We start from the raw sequence: 19,160 nt of genomic DNA, 5'->3' as shown, positions 1-19,160 counted from the left end.
GAAGGGGGACGGGGTCACGAGCACTCCAGGGCGGGACGGAGGGTGTCGAGGTCGCGGTGCAGCACCGACAGGTAGTCGTCGGACGAGCCGGGCTTCACGCCCTCGACCGGGTCGAGGACGGCCGTCCGCACGCCCGCCTCCCGGGCCAGCGCGTCGGCGACCTTCGGGCTGACGAGCGTCTCGGTGAAGACGGTGGTCGCCCCGGTCTTCCGGATCTCGTCGGTGAGCTGCGCCAGCCGCTTCGGGGACGGCTCGGAGCCCGGGTCGACGCCCGCGATCGGGACCTGGGTGAGGCCGTAGTGGTCGGCCAGGTAGCCGAACGCGGCGTGCGAGGTGACGATCGTCCGGCGCTTGCAGGTCTTCAGGCCGTTCTGGAACGCGGTGTCCAGGTCCTTGATCTGCTTGACCAGCGCGTCCGTGCGGGGCCGGTAGTCGGCCGCGTGCGCGGGGTCGGCGGTGGCGAGGCGGTCGCCGACGGCCTGGGCGATGGCGGCCATGCGCCCGGGGTCGACCCAGACGTGCGGGTCGTAGTCGGCGTGGCCGTGGCCCTCCTCCTCGCCCAGGTCGTGGGCGGGGAGGGTTGTGACGGCGGTCACGGCGTCGAACGACTTGTGCTTGGCGCGCTTGGCCACCGCGTCGTCCACGGCGGGCTGGACGCCCTTGATGTACAGGGTGAGGTCGGAGCTCTGCACGTCGGCGATCTGCCGCGGGGTGAGTTCGAGGTCGTGCGGCTCGGCGCCGGGCTTGGTCAGCGTCTCGATCTTGACGGTGTCGCCGCCGATCTTCTCGGCGAGCCACGCCATCGGGTAGAAGCCGGCGACGACCTTGGTGCGCCCGCCGCTCCCGCCGTCCCCCGAACCGCAGGCGGACAGGCCGAGGGCGCCGGCGAGGACGACGGCGGCGAGGGGGAGCGCGCGACGCGGGGCGCGCCGGGAGGAACGGATCGTGAGCACGCCCCAAGTCTGGACAAAATGAAAACGGTTGTCAAAACCGTCATCACGGATGTGGCGGACGCAACAGGCACGCCGGTGCCCGGTCCGGCCCCGCGTTCAGGGTCCGCTCAGAGCCTGCTCAGAGCCTGCTCAGGGGGCCGCTCAGAGGACCTCCTCGTAGGCGCCGGGCTCGTCGATCGCCATCGCGGCGAGGGGGATCAGGCGCATCCGGATGCCGGGGGCGCCCAGGGCGCGGCGGTAGAAGCCCGCGCCGTCCCACTCGGTGATCAGCGCCCAGAGCTCCGGGTCGTCCACGGTGCGGGCGAGCCGTCCCGCGCGGTGCCCCGGCCCGGCGGCCAGGTCGGACAGGACGGCCGCCATCTCGGCGGCGAAGGTCTCGGCGCGCTCGGAGGAGACCCGGAACCGGGTGATCGCGATCATCGGGCCATCCTCCCAGCCCGCCGCGGCCAAGATCGGGGAAACCCCCGGCGTGCCCCGTGGCCGGTCCGCCCCCGGACGTGATCATGAGGGTTCGCGCCGCTCGCGGCCCGCGGGCGCTCACGGGGAGGGGACCGACGTGCGTCCAGGTGCCGTGCCGATCGCCGCGCCGGGCCTCGCGGCGCTGACCGCCGTCTCCTCCCTGGTCATCGGCCATGCCGCCGCCGACCCCGTCGTCCCGCGCGCCACGCCGCCCGCCACCGCGCCGGTCCCGGGGCCGGCCTGGGGCGCAAGGCGCGGGGCGTACCGGGGCGTGGTGGCGTACCGGGGCGTGATCGTGCCGGTGCCGAGCGGGTGGGAGGTGCACCGGCTGGACGCCGAGCCGGGGACCTGCGTCAGGCTGGACCGCCGCGCGATCTACCTCGGGACGCCGGGGGAGCAGACGTCGTGCCCGGCGCGGGTGATCGGCGGAGCCGAGGCCGTGATCATCCGGCCCCGGAGCCGTCCCGCCGCCTCGGCCGAGCGGCGGGGTCCGCTGCGCGCCGACCGGCTGGCCTCGCTCGCGCTGCCCCACGGGCGGAACGGCGTCGTCCGCGTCCCGCTGCCGGAGGCTGGCGTCACGATCACCGGCCTGTACGGCGGCCACCCGGAGGCCCTCCGCGACGTCCTGCGGGCGACCCGCCTCACCCCCGCCTGGACGGCCGCCTGGACGACAGCCTGGACGACCGCCTGGACCGGCGACGCGTCCGCCTCCCGGACGGCCTGGGTGCGCGAGCGGCCGGGGCCGAGGAGGCACCGGAAGCGGCCAGGGGCGGGGAAACACCGGGGACACGGGTCCCGGAAGCGGTCGGCGAGACCGGCGGGACGCCGGGCGGCGCCGCGGGTCTGGGTGACCGGGCGCGGCTTCGACGCCTGCGCCGCGCCGTCCCTCAGGGCGATGAAGGCCTGGCGCGGGGCGTACTCGGTGACCAACGTGTACATCGGCGGAGTCGCGCGCGGATGCGCGCAGCCGCACCTGAACGCGCGATGGGTCAGGGCCGTCCGGAAGATGGGATACCGCTTGATCCCCACCTATGTGGGGCCGCAGGCGCCCTGTACCGGGCACATGGCCCGCTTCAGCACCAAGAAGTCCGCGCAGGAGGGCCGTTCGGCGGCTGTGGACGCCGTGGCTCGTGCGCGCGCGCTCGGCATCCCCAAGAGCATGCCGATCTACTACGACATGGAGGCGTACGACCATAAGGCGTGGTGCCGTTCCGCCGTCCTGCGGTTCCTCCAGTCGTGGACGACCTCCCTGAGCCATCGCGCCTACTCGGCAGGCGTCTACAGCAGCGCGAAATCCGGGATCCGTGATCTAGGCAGAGCCAAGGGCATCGTGAAGCCCCCGTCGATCTGGTTCGCCCACTGGGACGGTAAAGCCCGCGTCTATGGAAGCCGTTATCTGCCCAACTCCTGGTGGCACCCGCATCGCCGGATCAAGCAGTACAGAGGCGACCACAAGGAGCGGCACGGCGGCGTGACCCTCTATGTGGACAGCAACGCCGTGGACGGCCGGGTCTACTGAACCGGAACGCTCCGGCATCGGACCGGTATCGGGTGCCCGGATATCGAGTTCGGCCGCCGTTCCGGGTGCCCTAAGCTGGGGAGGGCTGCCCGGAGCACCGCTCCGCGAAGAGAACGCAGCAGCCTGAGCACGATCAACGGGGATCACGCGTCGCCCTCCGTCCGACGGAAGTCCGACCGGCAGGGCGCGTGACGAACTCACCCGCCGACCGCCAGCCGGATGGAGAACAGCCATGGCACGCCGTAACGACGTGATGGACACGATCATCAATCTCAGCAAGCGGCGGGGCCTGGTGTTCCCGTCCAGCGAGATCTACGGCGGACTGCGCTCCTCCTGGGACTACGGCCCGCTCGGCGTCGAGCTGAAGAACAACGTCAAGCGCCAGTGGTGGAAGTCGGTCGTGCAGGGCCGCGACGACGTCGTCGGCCTCGACTCCTCGGTGATCCTGGCCCGCGAGGTCTGGGAGGCCAGCGGCCACGTCCGCGAGTTCGTCGACCCGCTGACCGAGTGCCAGTCCTGCCACAAGCGGTTCCGCGCCGACCACCTGACCGAGGCGTACGAGGAGAAGCACGGCCAGGAGCCGCCGAACGGCCTGGCCGACGTCACCTGCCCGAACTGCGGCGTCAAGGGCGCGTTCACCGAGCCGAAGATGTTCAACGGCATGCTCCGCACCTACCTCGGCGCGATCGAGGACGAGTCGGGCCTGGCCTACCTGCGCCCGGAGACCGCGCAGGGCATCTTCATCAACTACCTGAACGTCCAGCAGGCGTCCCGCCGCAAGATCCCGTTCGGCATCGGCCAGATCGGCAAGTCGTTCCGCAACGAGATCACGCCGGGCAACTTCATCTTCCGCACCCGCGAGTTCGAGCAGATGGAGATGGAGTTCTTCGTCAAGCCGGGCAGCGACGAGGAGTGGCACCAGTACTGGATCGACCAGCGGTTCCAGTGGTACTCCGACCTCGGCATCAAGAAGGAGAACCTGCGGCTCTTCGAGCACCCGAAGGACAAGCTGTCCCACTACTCCAAGCGGACCGTCGACATCGAGTACCGCTTCGGCTTCTCCGGCAAGGAGTGGGGCGAGCTCGAGGGCGTCGCGAACCGCACCGACTTCGACCTGTCCACGCACGCCAAGGCGTCCGGTCAGGACCTGTCGTTCTTCGACCAGGACGCCGGCGAGAAGTTCGTCCCGTACGTGATCGAGCCCGCGGCGGGCGTCGACCGCTGCACGCTGACGTTCATGATGGACGCCTACGCCGAGGACGAGGCCCCGAACGCCAAGGGCAAGCTGGAGAAGCGCACGGTCATGCGGCTCGACCGGCGGCTCGCCCCGGTCAAGGTGGCCGTCCTGCCGCTGTCCCGGAACGCCGACCTGTCGCCGAAGGCGCGTGACCTGGCCGCCCAGCTCCGCAAGAACTGGAACGTCGAGTTCGACGACGCGGGCGCGATCGGCCGCCGCTACCGCCGCCAGGACGAGATCGGCACCCCGTTCTGCGTCACCGTCGACTTCGACACCCTTGAGGACGACGCGGTGACCGTCCGTGAGCGGGACACGATGAGCCAGGAGCGCATCTCGCTGAGCCAGGTCGAGTCGTTCCTCGCCGCCCAGCTCGTCGGCTGCTGACGCCGAGGCGCCCGAACGTGACAGGGGCCGTCTCCCTCCCGGGGAGACGGCCCCTTCACGTTGCGCCGGGCGCCTGGGGAACGAGGCGGGGTGGACGCGCCGGCGCGGGACTCACGTGGGGCGGGTCAGGAGCTCTCGACCCACAGCTGCTGGTTGTAGGTGCCGGAACCGGGCGAGCTCTCGCCCAGGAGCTGGTAGGTGGCCGAGACGGTGGCCGTCGACGGGCAGAGGAAGCTGCCGCCGGACTGGACGTTCACCGTGACGTTGTTCAGCTGGATCTCGGCCTGGCTGACGGTGGTGACGGGCCGCGACGCGTTGTCGGCGTTGAACCCGTTGGCGGTGACGCTGCCGCCGTAGTAGCAGGTGATGCCGCCGAGGATGCTGGCGACGGCCTTCACCTTGAACCCGGCGATGGTCATGCTGGCGTCGCGTCCGCCGGTGTGGGCGGAGTCGTAGGTGACGTTCCCGCCGGTCCAGGGCAGGCCCTGCGCGCTCACGGCGACGCTGCCGCCGCCGCCCGGGCAGGACGGGCCGGGGTTGTTGGTGAACGACGCGCCGGTGATCTTCACTCCGGTGCCGTCGGAGTTCACCGAGCCCGTCATCGTGGACTGGTTGCAGGATCCGCCGCCGAGCGAGGTGGTGACGGACGCGGTTCCGAGCAGCGACGCCTGGACGTTCCCGGTGAAGAGGGGCCCGGTCGCCGAGCCCGAGTGGATGCCGGTTCCGGCCGCCGACGCGGCGGTCGCGGAGCCGGCTACGAGCGCGACGGCCGCCGCGCCCATGATGAATGACTTCCTGATTTGTGCCACCGGAGGCTCCTTTGTCCGGTTACGGGGTGGGCAACGCGAAAGTAACTTCATCTACGGCGCGCGCAAAGGAGGTTGACCGAGCTTGTTATGGCCAGAAGCTGACAGTCCTTCACATTCCAAGTCGGGTTACGGTGAAGGGTTGGGCGGTTGCGCCGCCATCGGCCCCTGCGCCGCCATCGCTCCCTGCGCTGCCATCGGCGCCTGTGCCGGGTGTCGTCCCGCGTCCCGTCCGGTGTTCACGCGCCGTCGGTTCCGGCGTGGGACGCGCGTCATCTCCGGATGATCATCTGCTGTGCCGTACCCCCGCACCCGACGAAACGGACACGGCACATGCGACCGTCACGACGGAGGACCACGCGGCTCACGCCGGCACAGCGTTCACCCCGGTCACCCCGATCCCCCTGGCCGGGACGCCGCACGGCGCGGCGGGCCGTCCTCGCGGCGCCACTGGCGGCCGCCGCGGCCCTCGGAACGTTCCAGGCCGCCCCGGCCCTCGCCGCCCCCGCCCCCGTGGACGTCCAGCTCCTGTCGATCACCGACTTCCACGGCTACCTCCAGCCGTACAACGACGCCGCGAACGGGCAGGTCCAGCTGCCGGACGGCACGAAGCTGAGCGTCGGCGGCGCCGCCTACAACGCTGCGCACCTCAAGCGCCTGAGCGCGGGCCGGGCCAACTCGATCCTGTTCTCCGCCGGGGACAACTTCAGCGGCTGGCCCTTCGAGGTGGACGCGTTCGGCGACGAGCCGACCGTCGAGGTGCTGAACAAGCTGGGCGTCCGGTTCTCCACGGTGGGCAACCACGAGCTGGACGTCTCGCCGTCCTACCTCAAGGACCACATGATGAAGGGCCGCTGCGCCGGGTTCGGGCAGCGCGACGTGGACACCTGCTACACCGACTCGACCGGCCGCCGCTTCCACGGCGCGGACTTCCCGTTCTCCACGGGCAACATCGTCGACGCGCGCACCGGCAAGCCCATCCTGAAGCCGTACACGATCGAGTGGGTGCGCGGCGCGAACGGCAGGCGGCTGCCCGTCGGGTTCATCAACCTGACCGTTCCGGACGCGCCGGTCGGCAGCACGTCCTACCAGCCCGGCCTGCGCTCGCTGCCGCTGCTGGAGACGGCGAACAGGTACGCCGCCGAGCTGCGGAGACGCGGCGTCCGGGCGATCGTGGCGAACGTCCACGACGGCGGGACGGCCGCGGGCGGCTTCAACGCCTGCGTCAACCCGACCGGGCCGGTCGTCGACTTCGCCAGGCAGGCGTCCCCGGACATCGACGCGATCGTGACCGGGCACTGGCACGCGGGCTTCAACTGCTCGCTGCCCGACCCGGCGGGCAACCCCCGTCCGGTCATCGAGGGCCTCAACCACGGGCGGCTGATCAGCGAGATCGACCTGAGACTCGACCCGCGCTCGGGCGAGGTGGACCGGTCCGCGACGACGGCGGTGAACCACCCGGTCACCCGCGACATCGCGCCCGACCCCGAGGTCAAGCGCATCGCCGACTACTGGACGGACCGCGGGAACCGCCGCGCCGCCGAACCGCTCGCCGCCCAGACCGGCGACCTCACGCGCGCCGCGAACGCCCACGGCGAGAGCACCCTCGGCGACCTCGCCGCCGACGTCCAGCTGTGGGAGGCCGGGCAGAACAGGTCCGGACGCGCCGACCTCGCGCTCGTCGCCGCCAAGCCCGCCACCGGCAGCACGCCCCTCGCCGCCGACCTGCCCTTCGCCAAGGGCACGTCCCCCGGGGACGCCGACGGCCGGATCACCTACGGCGAGGCGTGGCGCGCCTACGGCTACGGCAACCCGATCCTCACGGTGGGCCTGACCGGCGAGAAGATCCACCAGGCGCTCGAGCAGCAGTGGCAGAAGGGCGGGTTCGCGCCGCTGGCGGTCTCCGGGAACGTCCGGTACCGGTACGACGCGAGCCGTCCGGAGGGCGACCGCGTGGACGCCAAGGACGTCCTCATCGACGGAAGGCCGCTCGATCCCGCGCGCACCTACCGGGTCGCGGCGCTCGCCTACACGCTGATCGGCGCGGACGGCTACCCGGCGCTGACCGGCTTCACCGACCCCTACCGCAACGCCAGGCCCGACCATGAGGCGTTCGTCGCCTACCTGCGGGCCCACTCCGTCCTCACGCCCGCCCCGCTCGACCGCGTCACCGGCTGACCCCGGGCGCTTTCGGACGGTCCGGACGAGCGAAGGGCCGGGGTGGACGCTGACGTCCGCCCCGGCCCTCACCCTGCGATCAGACGAGTCCCGGCTCGCTCTCGCGCTGCTCGGCCTGGATGACCTGCATCACGGCGTTGATCAGCGCCAGGTGGGTGAACGCCTGCGGGAAGTTCCCCAGGTGCCGCCCGGTGTGCGGGTCGATCTCCTCGGCGTACAGCTGCAGCGGGCTGGCGTAGCTCAGCAGCTTCTCGCACAGGGCCTTGGCGCGTTCCACTTCGCCGATCATCACCAGGGCGCTGACCAGCCAGAACGAGCAGATCGTGAAGGTGCCCTCCTCCGAGTCGAAGCCGTCGTCGGTCTCGGCGGCCCGGTACCGCAGCACCAGGTCGTCCTCGGACAGCTCGTCGGCGATGGCGAGCACCGTCTCGCGGACCCGCTTGTCGTCCGGCGGCAGGAAGCCCAGCAGCGGGATCAGCAGGGACGAGGCGTCCAGCGAGGTGGCGCCGTAGTGCGCGACGAACACGCCCCGGTCGTCCAGCGCGTGCGCGAGGACGTCGGCGTGGATCTCGTCGGCGGCCGCCTGCCAGCGCCGGGCCCGGTCGTGGTCGCCGCGGATCCGGGCGAGCCGCGCGCCGCGGTCGGCCGCGACCCAGCAGAACAGCTTGGACGAGGTGAAGTGCTGCGGCTCGCCGCGCACCTCCCACATCCCGGCGTCCGGCTGGCGCCAGTTGTCCAGGGCGTCCTCGACCTGCTTGACGACGATCTTCCAGAGCCGGTCGTCCAGCCGGTCGCGCTTGCGCACGAACATGTAGACCGATCCGATGATCGCGCCCCACACGTCGTGCTGGTTCTGGACGTACGCCTCGTTGCCGATGCGCACCGGGCGGGCGCCGTCGTACCCGCTGAGGTGGTCGAGCGTGGACTCGGGCAGCTCCTCCCGGCCGTCCAGGCCGTACATGATCTGGAGCTTGCCCTCGGCGGCCTCGGCGACGTCGGTGATGAAGTAGAAGAAGTCGTTGGCCTCCCAGTCGTAGCCCAGCGTGTAGAACGCCCACAGGGCCATCGTCGAGTCGCGGATCCAGGTGTAGCGGTAGTCCCAGTTCCGCTCGCCGCCGGGCGTCTCGGGCAGCGAGGTCGTCGCCGCCGCCGCGACCGCCCCGGACGGCGCGAACGTCAGCCCCTTCAGCGTCAGCGCGCTGCGCTGGAGGTGGCTGCGCCAGGGGTGGTCGGGGAACCGGCCCCGGTCCAGCCAGTGCTGCCAGTGGTGGACGGTCCAGACGAGCCGCTCGTGCGCGTCCTCGTAGGTGGCGGGCGGCTCGTGCTCGCTCCAGGACAGCGCGACGAACCGGGCGTCGCCCTGCTTGAGCAGCGTCCGGGACGTGGCGAGCGAGCCCTCGAACCCGACGTTCATGTCGGTGGTCAGGCGCAGCGCGACGCCGTTCCCGCGCGCGACGGCCTCGTGGTAGCCCACGCCGGAGTGCTCCCAGCGGGCGGGGGACTGGCCGTAGTCGAACACGGGCATGCAGTCGAGCCGGACCTGGGCCTGCCCGTTGACGCAGCGCACCATGCGGAGCAGGACGTGGTCGGCGTCGTAGTCGGTGGGGGCCCTGCGGTGGGTGTGGGACCGTTCGTCCTCGTGGTGCCACGGGCCCATGAGCAGGGCGTCGGTCACCACGAGCCAGCCCCCGTGCACCCACCACGTGGTCTCCATCACCATCGTGCCGGGGATGTAGCGCTGGGCGGCGGGCACCTCGACGCCCGCGGGGCCGACCCGGAAATATCCGGCGTCCCTGTCGAGGATGGAGCCGAACACGCTGGGCGAGTCCATCTTGGGCAGGCACATCCACTCGATGTTCCCGCTGGGCGCGACCAGCGCGGTCGTCTCGCAGTCCGACAGGAACCCGTAGTCGGCGATCGGAGCGAACGGTTCTCCCGCTCGCCCACCGGCGACCTTCGGCCTCACGGCCTCACCTCCTCTGTGATCCATCATTCCCTCCCCTCGGCAATGACCCGGCCATGGGCCGGGTCGGCTCGGTCATGCCGTCCGGGGGCCGGGACGGGCCCGGTGCGCCCGCCGGACGGGCCGGGCGTTGGTGGGGGTTCCCACCGGGGAGGTCTGCTCCGTCGCCATTGGTATAGGCCATTACAATGCTCCTGACCTGGGAAAATGCGCGCCGTGGCGACGGGCGGCGAGCGGGTGCCGCTTGCGCGGGTACAGTCCCCGCAAACAGGGCGAAGCTTCTAGTGCCCGGACAAACGCGATCATTTATTGACATCGCGGGCGGGCCGGGTGCGGGAGACCGAGCGCTGTCGTTGGGTGGAACCGGAGCGAGAAGGAGCTCCCCGTGCCGAAGTTCGTGTACGACTTCACAGAGGGCAACAAGGACCTCAAGGATCTGCTGGGAGGCAAGGGCGCCAACCTGGCCGAGATGACCAATCTCGGGCTGCCCGTGCCGCCCGGCTTCACGATCACGACCGAGTCCTGCAGGTACTACCTCGAGCACGGCACCCTCCCCGAGGGGCTCGAGATCGAGATCGACGAGCACCTGACCGCGCTGGAGACGGCGATGGGCAAGAAGCTCGGCCAGCCGGACGACCCGCTCCTGGTCAGCGTCCGCTCCGGGGCCAAGTTCTCCATGCCGGGCATGATGGAGACCGTCCTCAACATCGGCCTGAACGACGACTCCGTCGCGGGCCTGGCCGCGCAGGCGGGCGACGAGCGGTTCGCCTGGGACTCCTACCGCCGGCTGATCCAGATGTTCGGCAAGACCGTCCTCGACCTCGACGGCGAGCTGTTCGAGGACGCCCTCGAAGAGGCCAAGCGCGTCAAGGGCGTCACCAACGACGTCGACCTCGACGCCGCCGACGTCCGCGCCCTCGTCCAGACGTTCAAGAAGATCGTCAAGGACGGGACCGGGCGCGACTTCCCGACCGACCCGCGCGAGCAGATGAACCTCGCCACGCTCGCGGTCTTCGACTCCTGGAACGCCCCGCGCGCCATCCTCTACCGGCGGCAGGAGCGGATCCCGGTCGACCTCGGCACCGCCGTCAACATCTGCTCGATGGTGTTCGGCAACCTCGGCATGGACTCGGGAACCGGCGTCGCCTTCACCCGCGACCCCGCGTCCGGCCACCAGGGCGTCTACGGCGACTACCTGCAGAACGCGCAGGGCGAGGACGTGGTGGCGGGCATCCGCAACACCGTCCCGCTGACCGAGCTGGAGCGGATCGACAAGAGCTCCTACGACCGGCTGCTCGAGATCATGGAGACGCTGGAGAACCACTACCGCGACATGTGCGACATCGAGTTCACGATCGAGCGCGGCAAGCTGTGGATGCTCCAGACCCGGGTGGGCAAGCGGACCGCCGCCGCGGCGTTCCGCATCGCCTGCCAGCTGCTCGACCAGGGACTCATCGACGCCGACGAGGCCGCCTCCCGCGTCACCGGCGACCAGCTCGCCAACCTGATGTTCCCCCGCTTCGACACCTCCGCCGCCGGGGACGCCCGGAAGCTCACCCGGGGCATGAACGCCTCGCCGGGCGCCGCCGTCGGCAAGGCCGTGTTCAGCAGCGACGCCGCCGTCGCCGCCGCGGAGAGGGGCGAGGACGTCATCCTCGTCCGGCGCGAGACCAACCCCGACGACCTGGCGGGCATGGTCGCCGCGCGCGGCGTCCTCACCTCCCGCGGCGGCAAGACCTCGCACGCCGCCGTCGTCGCCCGCGGCATGGGCAAGACCTGCGTCTGCGGCGCCGAGGAGCTCGACGTCGACGTCCGCGCGGGCCGGTTCACCGCCCCCGGCGGCGTGGTCGTCACCGAGGGCGACGTCATCTCCATCGACGGCACCAGCGGCCTGGTCTACCTGGGCGAGGTCCCGGTCGAGGACTCCCCGGTCGTCCAGTACTTCGAGGGGCGGCTGCCCGCCACCGGCGGGGACGAGCTGGTCCACGCCGTCGACCGCCTCATGGCTCACGCCGACGCCAAGGCGCGGATGAGCGTCCGGGCGAACGCCGACAACCCCGAGGACGCCGCCCGCGCCCGCCGGTTCGGCGCGCAGGGCATCGGCCTGTGCCGCACCGAGCACATGTTCCTCGGCGACCGGCGGCAGCTGGTCGAGAAGCTGATCCTCGCCGGGACCGACGAGGAGCGGCAGACCGCCCTCGACGCTCTGGAGCCGCTGCAGCGCGCGGACTTCGAGGGGATCTTCGAGGCCATGGACGGGCTGCCGGTCACGATCCGGCTCATCGACCCCCCGCTGCACGAGTTCCTTCCCGACCTCACCGAGCTGTCGGTGAAGGTGGCGCTCGCCGGAGCGGACGCCGATCCGCAGGACCGCCGCCTGCTGGAGGCCGTGACCCGGCTGCACGAGCAGAACCCTATGCTCGGACTGCGCGGAGTGCGGCTCGGTTTGGTGATTCCGGGGCTTTTCGCCATGCAGGTGAGGGCGATCGCCGAGGCCGCCGCAGCCCGGCGCGCCGCCGGCGGGGACCCCCGCCCCGAGATCATGATCCCGCTCGTCGGCGCGGTGCAGGAGCTGGAGTCCGTCCGCGAGGAGGCCGAGGGCATCCTGCGCGCGGTCGCCGAGACGACCGGCGTGGACGTCCCGGCGCTGATCGGCACCATGATCGAGGTCCCGCGGGCCGCGCTCACCGCCGGGCAGATCGCCGAGGCGGCCGAGTTCTTCTCCTTCGGCACCAACGACCTCACCCAGATGACCTGGGGCTTCTCCCGGGACGACGTGGAGGCCGCGTTCTTCTCGCGGTACCTGGAACTGGGCATCTTCGGCGTCTCGCCCTTCGAGACGCTGGACCGCGAGGGCGTCGGACGGCTCGTCCGGATCGCCGTCGAGGAGGGCCGGGCGACACGTCCGGGCCTGAAGCTCGGCATCTGCGGCGAGCACGGCGGCGACCCCGACTCGGTCCACTTCTGCCACGAGGTGGGGCTGGACTACGTGTCCTGCTCGCCGTTCCGCGTGCCCGTCGCGCGGCTCGAGGCGGGCCGCGCGGCCATCGAGACGGCGGGCAGCGACAGCCGCTGACCCCTCGTCCAGGGGCTCGTCCCGGGGCATGTCCCGGGGGGCGCCGCACCGGGATGATCTCGCGCCCGGTCCGTCCGGTTTCGATACCTGGCGGGCCGGGCGAACCGTTCGCTTCTCCGGCGTCGTCTAACTAGCGTGTCAGGTGCGATGACGAGGGAACTGCACGTGCCGGAGAACGAGCCGGACTTCGAGACCGAGGCCCACGACGAGGAGACCGGGAGCGGGCGCGGCAACGCGCGCGGACGCAAACGGCGCAGGCCCCGTCCGCGCTGGTTCGTGGTCACCGTCGGGGTGGTCGCCGCCCTCGTCGGGACCGTGGTGGTGACCCCGCTCACCGTCGGCCTCCGCGTCTGGTACCAGGCCCGGCAGGACGAGCGGCCCCGCTCGGACGCGATCATCGTGCTGGGCGCGGCGCAGTACAACGGCGTCCCGTCGCCGACCCTCAAGTGGCGGCTCCAGCACGCCCTGGAGCTCTACAAGCAGGGCGTCGCGCCGCGCATCGTCACGGTCGGCGGCAAGGCGCCCGGCGACAACTTCACCGAGGCCGACTCCGGCCGCCGCTGGCTGGTCCGGGTCGGCGGCGTGCCGGCCGACAAGGTCGTCTCCGTCCCGGTGGGCCGCGACACGCTGGAGAGCTTCAAGGCCGTCGGCGCCGAGTACCGCCGTCTGGGCCTGCACTCCGGCGTGATCGTCACCGACCCGTGGCACGAGCTGCGGGCCAAGCGGATGGCGTCCGACAACGGCATCAGCCCCGCCGGCTCGCCGACCCGCAGCGGCCCGAGCGTCCAGACCCGCGACACCCAGTACCACTACATCGTCCGCGAGACCGGCGGATACCTCTCCTACGTCCTGCTCGGCCGGAGCGTCCACACCCCAGACGAGACGATCAAGGGCGTCGTCCCGGACAATCCCGGCACCACGGTCTCCCCGACCGCCTCGCCCGGCCGCTGACCCGCCGTCCTAGCGGGGCGGCCCCTGCGGGTACGGCCCCTGCTGCGTCGCCGGGTACGGCCCCTGCGGGTGGGGCGCCTGCCGGTACGGCCCCTGGGCCTGGGCGGCCAGGAGGGCGGGACGGTGTTCCGCCGGGACGCCGTAGCGCTCCAGCAGGGCGCGCAGCTCGCCGGACGCCGCCGGGTTCGCGATGACGTGGGAGACGGCGTCCTTGACCTCGACCTCCGCGCCGGACGCGTCCCGCAGCGTGATCGGGCCCTCCCAGGACAGGATCCAGCGCGCCCGGCGGGTCTCGACCAGGACGCCCTGAACCGCGCGGACCAGCACGTTCTCGACCAGGGCGGGGTCGTCGCCGTTGCCCTGCCAGCCGAGGTCGCGGAGCCCGGCGGCCAGCTCGCCGATCCGTCCGGCGGCGACGGCGGCGAACGCCCCGCCGAGGGTCGGCTCGGGCGCGCCGTTGATCCGCTGCGCCGCCACGAGCAGGTCGCTGACCGCCTCGGCGTTGGCCCCGTTGTACAGGGCGCGGGCGGCGAGCTCCTCCCAGGGGACGGCGGGGAGGGCGCGCGCCTCGTCCGACCAGAGGTCCGCCTCGATGGCGCGCTCGGCGCCGGCCGGGTCGCGCAGGACGGTCGCGGCGGGCCGTCCGTCCACGTGGACGGGGCTCTCGGGCAGCCGGGAGATCGCGGCGAGCCGGTCCGGCAGGCTCGGGTGGGAGTCGTACGGGGACGTCTCGGCGCTGTTCGCCTCGTTCAGGAACCGTTCGCGCTGGCCGTTCAGCAGGTGCCGCAGGCCCCCGTACAGCTCGGTCGGACGGGCCTTGGCGGGCCCGATCAGTGGCAGGTACTCCGACCCGTACGCCCCCCACGCGGCGCCCGCGATGTGCACCTTCGTCAGCGCCTCGGACGCGGCCCGCCGTCCGGCGATCTTCACGGCGAACTCGTCCGCCTCGAGTTCCTGGCGGCGTGACACGGCCTCGGAGATGCGGAAGTAGAGCTTGGCGTACCAGACGAACAGCCGCTGGACGAAGGGGTGGTTGCCGAGGCCGCCGACGGTCCGGATGAGTGCGACGCGTCCGCGGTAGGTGGGCTGGCCGAGGCGGGTGTGCGAGCCGCTGTAGTGGCCGAGTTCGTGCCCGAGGACGGAGGCGAGCTCGGACCGGCTGAGCAGTCCGAGCAGCGGCAGCCCGATGAACATCCGCCGGTGCCTGGCGCGCAGGCCGAGCCAGGACGTCTCCTCCATGACGGCGGCGTTCACGTCCGGGACGAGCCGGATCTCGTCCGGCGGGGCGGTGCCGACGGCCCCGGCGAGCGCGGTGACCTCCTGCCACAGCTCCGGCTCCTCCTGCGGGGAGACGATCCGTCCGTAGGCGTCGTCGCCGTCCTTCTTGCGGCCGACCATGAACAGGGCGCGCAGCAGCGCGAGCGCCGCGACGGTCAGCACGATCACGCCCTTGAGCGCGGCGAGGTGCGACGGGTGGGTGAGGTAGAGCGCGTCGGCGGCCACGGCGACCGCGAGGATGAGCCCGACCAGCAGGTAGAAGCCGGCGAGGAGGGTGAGCGCGAGGATCGCGCGCAGCGTGGTGGTCATGCGCCGCACCCCGGCAGGTTCGTGGACGGGTGGCGTCGGCTGGCGGCCGATTTCCTTCGACTTGCGGTCATTTGCCCTCGCCTCGGTGGTAGGGGGTCGATGGTCGCGTCGGCGGGTTCGAGGTGCGGTGCGTACGCTGGGAGGAGATGAGCGTATACACCGACTTCGATCGTGCGCGCCGGGCCCCCGAGCCGCCCAAACGCCGTGACCGCACCGCCTTCGAGCGCGACCGGGCGCGCGTGCTGCACAGCGCGGCGCTGCGCCGGCTGGCCGCCAAGACCCAGGTCGCGTCGCCCGGCGAACCCGACCCCGCGGGCAGCCCGCAGATCCTGCGCACCCGCCTGACCCACTCCCTCGAATGCGCCCAGGTCGGACGGGAGCTCGGCAAGTCCCTCGGCTGCGATCCGGACCTCGTCGAGACGGCGTGCCTGTCGCACGACATCGGCCATCCGCCCTTCGGGCACAACGGCGAGGTCGCCCTCGACGTCGTGGCCCGCGACTGCGGCGGCTTCGAGGGGAACGCGCAGAGCCTGCGCGTCCTGACCCGGCTCGAGCCGAAGTCGTTCGCCCCGGACGGGGGCAGCGTCGGCCTGAACCTGACCCGCGCCGCGCTCGACGCCGCGATGAAGTACCCGTGGACGCGGGCCGACGCGGTGAACGGCAAGTACGGCGTCTACGAGGACGACCGCGCGTACGCGAGGTGGGTCCGCGAGGACGCGCCGGAGGGCCGCGCGTGCTTCGAGGCCCAGGTCATGGACTGGAGCGACGACGTCGCCTACTCCGTCCACGACCTGGAGGACGCGCTGGTCGCCGGGCACATCGACTTCGCACTGCTCGCCGATCCGGCCGAGCTGCGCCTGGTGTGCGAGACCGCGGTGAAGCTGTACTGCTCGGCGGCGCCCGGCGATCCGTCCGGCACCGGTATGTCCGGGGTGCACGGGCACGGCCTGCCCGCGCGCAGGGCGCAGCCGGTGGTCGCGGACGTCGCGGAACTCGAGGCGCGGTTCACCGACCTGCTCGCCGAGCCGTACTGGCCGGACCGCTACGACGGGTCCACGCGGGCGCTCGCCGCACTGAAGAACCTGACGAGCTCCCTGATCGGACGGTTCTGCGTCGCGGCCGAGGAGGAGACGCGCGCCGCCTACGGCGACCGTCCGCTGAGCCGGTACGCGGCCGACCTCATCGTCCCGCGCGCGCAGCGGCTGGAGTGCGCCGTGCTCAAGGGCATCACCGCGCACCACGTCTGGATCAGCCACGAGACCGAGCGCGCCCGCCAGCGCGAACTGATCATGGAGCTGGCGGAGCGCATGGTCGCGGGGGCCCCGGGCACCCTCGACCCGGTCTTCCGCGAGGCGTTCGAGGCCGCGTCCGACGACGCCGGGCGGCTGCGCGCCGTCGTCGACCAGATCGCGTCCCTCACCGACACCTCCGCGGTCGCCCGCCATCGTGCCCTTGTCTCCGGAGGGGAGTCGGCGTAGTCAGAGAGGGACGGCCCGTGTCCGGGAGCCCACGCTAAGGAGACACGCCATGCCCGAGGAGACGTTCGTCATCGTCGGAGCGAGCCTCGCCGGAGCCAAGGCGGCGGAGACGCTGCGGCGGGAGGGGTTCGGAGGACGGGTCGTCCTGGTGGGCGAGGAGATCGAGCGCCCGTACGAGCGTCCGCCCCTGTCGAAGGGGTTCCTGCTGGGCACGGACACGCGGGAGTCGGCGCACGTCCACCCGGCGGGGTGGTACGAGGAGAACCGGGTGGAGTTGCGCTCCGGGACGTCCGCGACGTCGGTGGAGCGCGGCGCCCACGTGGTCGTGCTGTCGACGGGGGAGCGGCTCGGCTACGACCGGTTGCTTCTGGCCACGGGGTCGTCGCCGAGGAGGCTGGACGTCCCGGGCGCGAAACTCCAGGGCATCCACTACCTGCGCACGCTCTCGGACGCGGCGGTGCTGCGCGAGGCGCTGTCCCCGGGCGGACGGCGCGTCGTGGTGGCCGGGGCGGGCTGGATCGGCCTGGAGACCGCCGCGGCGGCGCGCTCCTACGGCAACGACGTGGTGATCGTCGAACCCGACCCCGGCCCGTTGTACCGGCATGTGGGACCCGAGGCGGGCGAGGTGTTCGCCGGCCTGCACCGGCGGCACGGCGTGGACCTCCGCTTCGACCAGGGCGTGGCCGGGTTCTGGGGCGCGGGCCAGGTGTCGGCGGTCGTGTCGTCCGGTGGGGCGGAGATCCCGGCGGACGTCGTGATCGTGGGGATCGGCGCCCGTCCGAACACCGCGCTGGCCGAGGACGCGGGCCTGGAGGTCTCCGACGGGATCCTCGTGGACGCGGGCCTGCGCACCTCCGATCCCGACATCTTCGCGGCGGGCGACGTGGCGTCGCACGACCATCCGGTGCTGGGACGGCGCGTCCGGGTGGAGCACTGGGCGAACGCCCTGGACGGCGGCCCGGTCGCGGCGCGCGCGATGCTCGGCCGGGACGTCGTCCACGACGCGCTGCCGTACTTCTTCTCCGACCAGTACGAGCTCGGCATGGAGATGACGGGCCTGGTGTCCCCGGGGGAGTACGACGAGGTCGTGTTCCGCGGCGAGCCCGGCTCCCTGGAGTTCATCGCGTTCTGGCGTTCCGCCGGGCGGGTGGCCGCGGCGATGAACGTCAACGTCTGGGAGGTCGCGGACGACCTGCGCCGCCTTGTCGCCGGTGGCGCCTCGCCCGACCGGGCCCGGCTGGCCGACCCGAAGGTGCCGCTCGCCGAACTGCTCTGAGTCCGGAGATCAAAATCGGGCGATTCCGGTCATAGGGTGTGGGGGGTGACCGCTCTCGCGCCCCCGGTGCTCCCCGACCTGCGGACCGCGCGGCGCGCGGTCACCGTGGCCTTCCTCGCGCACGGGCTCTCCGCCGCGGCCTGGGTCGCGCGGATCCCGCAGATCAAGGAGCATCTCGGGCTGAGCGCCGGGACGCTCGGCCTGGCGCTGCTCGGCTCGCCGGTCGGGGTCGTCCTCGCGACCCGTGTCGCGGGCCGCACGGTCGCGCGCTGGGGCAGCCGGGCGACCGTCCTGGTGTCCGGGACGGCGGCGGCGCTGGCCCCGGTGGCGCTCGGCCTCGCGGCGAACCTGCCGATGCTGGTCGGCGCGCTGGTGCTGCTCGGCGCGTCCCTCGGGCTGATGGACGTCGCGATGAACGCCCAGGGCGTCGCGATCGAGCGCGGTTACGGGCGTCCGATCATGTCGGGCCTGCACGGCGTCTACAGCATCGGGACGCTGGCCGTGGCCGTGGCGGGATCAGCGGCGGCGCACGCGGGCGTGCCGGTGGGCGTGCACCTGAGCGTCCTCGGCGTCCTGTTCGCCGTCCTGCTGCTCACCGGCGCGCGCGGCCTGCTGGATCGCTCCAATCCGCATCTGGACGAGGAGCCCGGCACCGTCCTCTCCGACCCGATCGCGGACGGCGAGCCCGTCGCCGCCCCGGGTCGGAAGAGAACAGGGGCGGGGTTCCTGCTGGCGCTGCTCGGCGTGATCGGGCTCTGCTCGTTCGTCGGCGAGGGCGCGATGGCGGACTGGAGCGCGGTCTACCTGAAGGAGTCCCTCGGGACCGGGGCCGGGCTCGCGGGCCTCGGGTACGCCGGGTGCGCGGTGGCCATGACCGTCGGACGGCTCGCCGGGGACCGGGTCGTCGGGCGTTTCGGGGCCGCGCGGGTGCTGCGGGCCGGGTCGCTGGTGGCGTGCGCGGGCCTCGGCGGCGGCCTCGCGATCGGCGAGCCGTGGGCGGCCGTCGCCGGTTTCACACTGTTCGGGGCCGGAGTCGCGGTGGTGGCGCCGGTCACGTTCAGCGCGGCGGGGAACCTGCCCGGCGTCCCGGCGGCGCACGGGATCGCCCGGGTCACGGCGGTCGGCTACCTCGGCCTGCTGGGCGGCCCTCCGGTGATCGGGCTCGTCGCGCAGGCGGTCGGACTGCCGTGGGCGCTGGCCGTCCCGGCGGTGCTCTCGGGCATGATCGTCCTGCTCGCGGGCGTGACGCGCGCCGCTGATCGTTGACCTTTCTGTGATCAGGGTCGAGGCGAT

Annotated in this window: 13 protein-coding genes; 8 read left to right on the top strand and 5 right to left on the bottom strand. The window is 72.4% G+C overall.

Features of this window, described 5'->3' with window-relative positions; translation table 11 throughout:
- Positions 1-14: 14 nt before the first annotated feature.
- Positions 15-953, bottom strand: a complete 939-nt coding sequence (locus EBO15_RS04170) for a metal ABC transporter substrate-binding protein (protein ID WP_233615928.1) — start codon at positions 951-953, stop codon at positions 15-17.
- Between the two features lie 141 nt (positions 954-1,094).
- On the bottom strand, positions 1,095-1,373 hold the full coding sequence (locus EBO15_RS04165; RefSeq protein WP_122192956.1) for an antibiotic biosynthesis monooxygenase family protein: 279 nt from the start codon (positions 1,371-1,373) through the stop codon (positions 1,095-1,097).
- 136 nt (positions 1,374-1,509) lie between these two features.
- On the opposite strand from EBO15_RS04165, the gene EBO15_RS04160 reads away from it, so the two are divergent.
- Positions 1,510-2,931: a DUF1906 domain-containing protein gene (locus EBO15_RS04160; RefSeq protein ID WP_147481374.1), complete on the top strand. Its 1,422-nt coding sequence runs from the start codon at positions 1,510-1,512 to the stop codon at positions 2,929-2,931.
- A 253-nt stretch (positions 2,932-3,184) separates the two neighbouring features.
- Complete coding sequence (locus EBO15_RS04155) at positions 3,185-4,552, top strand: glycine--tRNA ligase (RefSeq protein WP_122193037.1); 1,368 nt, start codon at positions 3,185-3,187, stop codon at positions 4,550-4,552.
- 125 nt (positions 4,553-4,677) lie between these two features.
- Here the strand turns inward: EBO15_RS04155 and EBO15_RS04150 are convergent, their stop codons facing one another.
- Positions 4,678-5,361: a hypothetical protein gene (locus tag EBO15_RS04150; protein WP_147481373.1), complete on the bottom strand. Its 684-nt coding sequence runs from the start codon at positions 5,359-5,361 to the stop codon at positions 4,678-4,680.
- 330 nt (positions 5,362-5,691) lie between these two features.
- Here EBO15_RS04150 and EBO15_RS04145 point away from each other — a divergent pair, with 330 nt between their 5' ends.
- Complete coding sequence (locus EBO15_RS04145) at positions 5,692-7,536, top strand: bifunctional metallophosphatase/5'-nucleotidase (RefSeq protein WP_122192953.1); 1,845 nt, start codon at positions 5,692-5,694, stop codon at positions 7,534-7,536.
- 79 nt (positions 7,537-7,615) lie between these two features.
- Here EBO15_RS04145 and EBO15_RS04140 read toward each other — a convergent pair whose 3' ends face one another.
- The gene (locus tag EBO15_RS04140; protein ID WP_233615927.1) at positions 7,616-9,502 is read right to left on the bottom strand and encodes a glycoside hydrolase family 15 protein; all 1,887 of its coding nucleotides are present in this window, start codon (positions 9,500-9,502) and stop codon (positions 7,616-7,618) included.
- A gap of 382 nt (positions 9,503-9,884) precedes the next feature.
- Between EBO15_RS04140 and ppdK the strand changes: the two genes are divergently transcribed.
- Both ppdK and EBO15_RS04130 read left to right on the top strand, forming a co-directional pair.
- Entirely contained in the window at positions 9,885-12,575 is a 2,691-nt protein-coding gene (gene ppdK / locus EBO15_RS04135; protein ID WP_122192952.1) for a pyruvate, phosphate dikinase, read from the top strand.
- Positions 12,576-12,722: 147 nt separating this feature from the next.
- Positions 12,723-13,526, top strand: coding sequence for a YdcF family protein (locus EBO15_RS04130; RefSeq protein WP_122192951.1), 804 nt, complete (start codon positions 12,723-12,725; stop codon positions 13,524-13,526).
- 9 nt (positions 13,527-13,535) lie between these two features.
- Here EBO15_RS04130 and EBO15_RS04125 read toward each other — a convergent pair whose 3' ends face one another.
- Positions 13,536-15,113: a M48 family metallopeptidase gene (locus EBO15_RS04125; protein ID WP_122192950.1), complete on the bottom strand. Its 1,578-nt coding sequence runs from the start codon at positions 15,111-15,113 to the stop codon at positions 13,536-13,538.
- Between the two features lie 146 nt (positions 15,114-15,259).
- Here EBO15_RS04125 and EBO15_RS04120 point away from each other — a divergent pair, with 146 nt between their 5' ends.
- Genes EBO15_RS04120 through EBO15_RS04110 form a run of 3 tightly spaced genes read left to right on the top strand, consistent with a single transcriptional unit; the run spans position 15,260 to position 19,133 of the window.
- Entirely contained in the window at positions 15,260-16,591 is a 1,332-nt protein-coding gene (locus EBO15_RS04120) for a deoxyguanosinetriphosphate triphosphohydrolase (RefSeq protein ID WP_122192949.1), read from the top strand.
- A 49-nt stretch (positions 16,592-16,640) separates the two neighbouring features.
- Positions 16,641-17,867, top strand: coding sequence for an NAD(P)/FAD-dependent oxidoreductase (locus tag EBO15_RS04115; RefSeq protein ID WP_122192948.1), 1,227 nt, complete (start codon positions 16,641-16,643; stop codon positions 17,865-17,867).
- A 45-nt stretch (positions 17,868-17,912) separates the two neighbouring features.
- Entirely contained in the window at positions 17,913-19,133 is a 1,221-nt protein-coding gene (locus EBO15_RS04110; protein WP_233615926.1) for an MFS transporter, read from the top strand.
- The last annotated feature ends 27 nt before the right edge of the window (positions 19,134-19,160 follow it).

It is taken from the genome of Actinomadura harenae, from assembly GCF_003696215.1.
GTDB lineage: Bacteria > Actinomycetota > Actinomycetes > Streptosporangiales > Streptosporangiaceae > Spirillospora > Spirillospora harenae.
The sequence above is the reverse complement of the archived record's forward strand: the minus strand, read 5'-3'. Positions and strand labels throughout refer to the sequence as shown.

Bases quoted from the DNA above. Each gene is read 5' to 3' on its own strand.
- EBO15_RS04165 (WP_122192956.1), bottom strand. From the start codon at position 1,373: ATGATCGCGATCACCCGGTTCCGGGTCTCCTCCGAGCGCGCCGAGACC.
- EBO15_RS04155 (WP_122193037.1), top strand. From the start codon at position 3,185: ATGGACACGATCATCAATCTCAGCAAGCGGCGGGGCCTGGTGTTCCCG.
- EBO15_RS04145 (WP_122192953.1), top strand. From the start codon at position 5,692: ATGCGACCGTCACGACGGAGGACCACGCGGCTCACGCCGGCACAGCGT.
- EBO15_RS04130 (WP_122192951.1), top strand. From the start codon at position 12,723: ATGACGAGGGAACTGCACGTGCCGGAGAACGAGCCGGACTTCGAGACC.
- EBO15_RS04125 (WP_122192950.1), bottom strand. From the start codon at position 15,113: ATGACCACCACGCTGCGCGCGATCCTCGCGCTCACCCTCCTCGCCGGC.
- EBO15_RS04120 (WP_122192949.1), top strand. From the start codon at position 15,260: ATGAGCGTATACACCGACTTCGATCGTGCGCGCCGGGCCCCCGAGCCG.
- EBO15_RS04115 (WP_122192948.1), top strand. From the start codon at position 16,641: ATGCCCGAGGAGACGTTCGTCATCGTCGGAGCGAGCCTCGCCGGAGCC.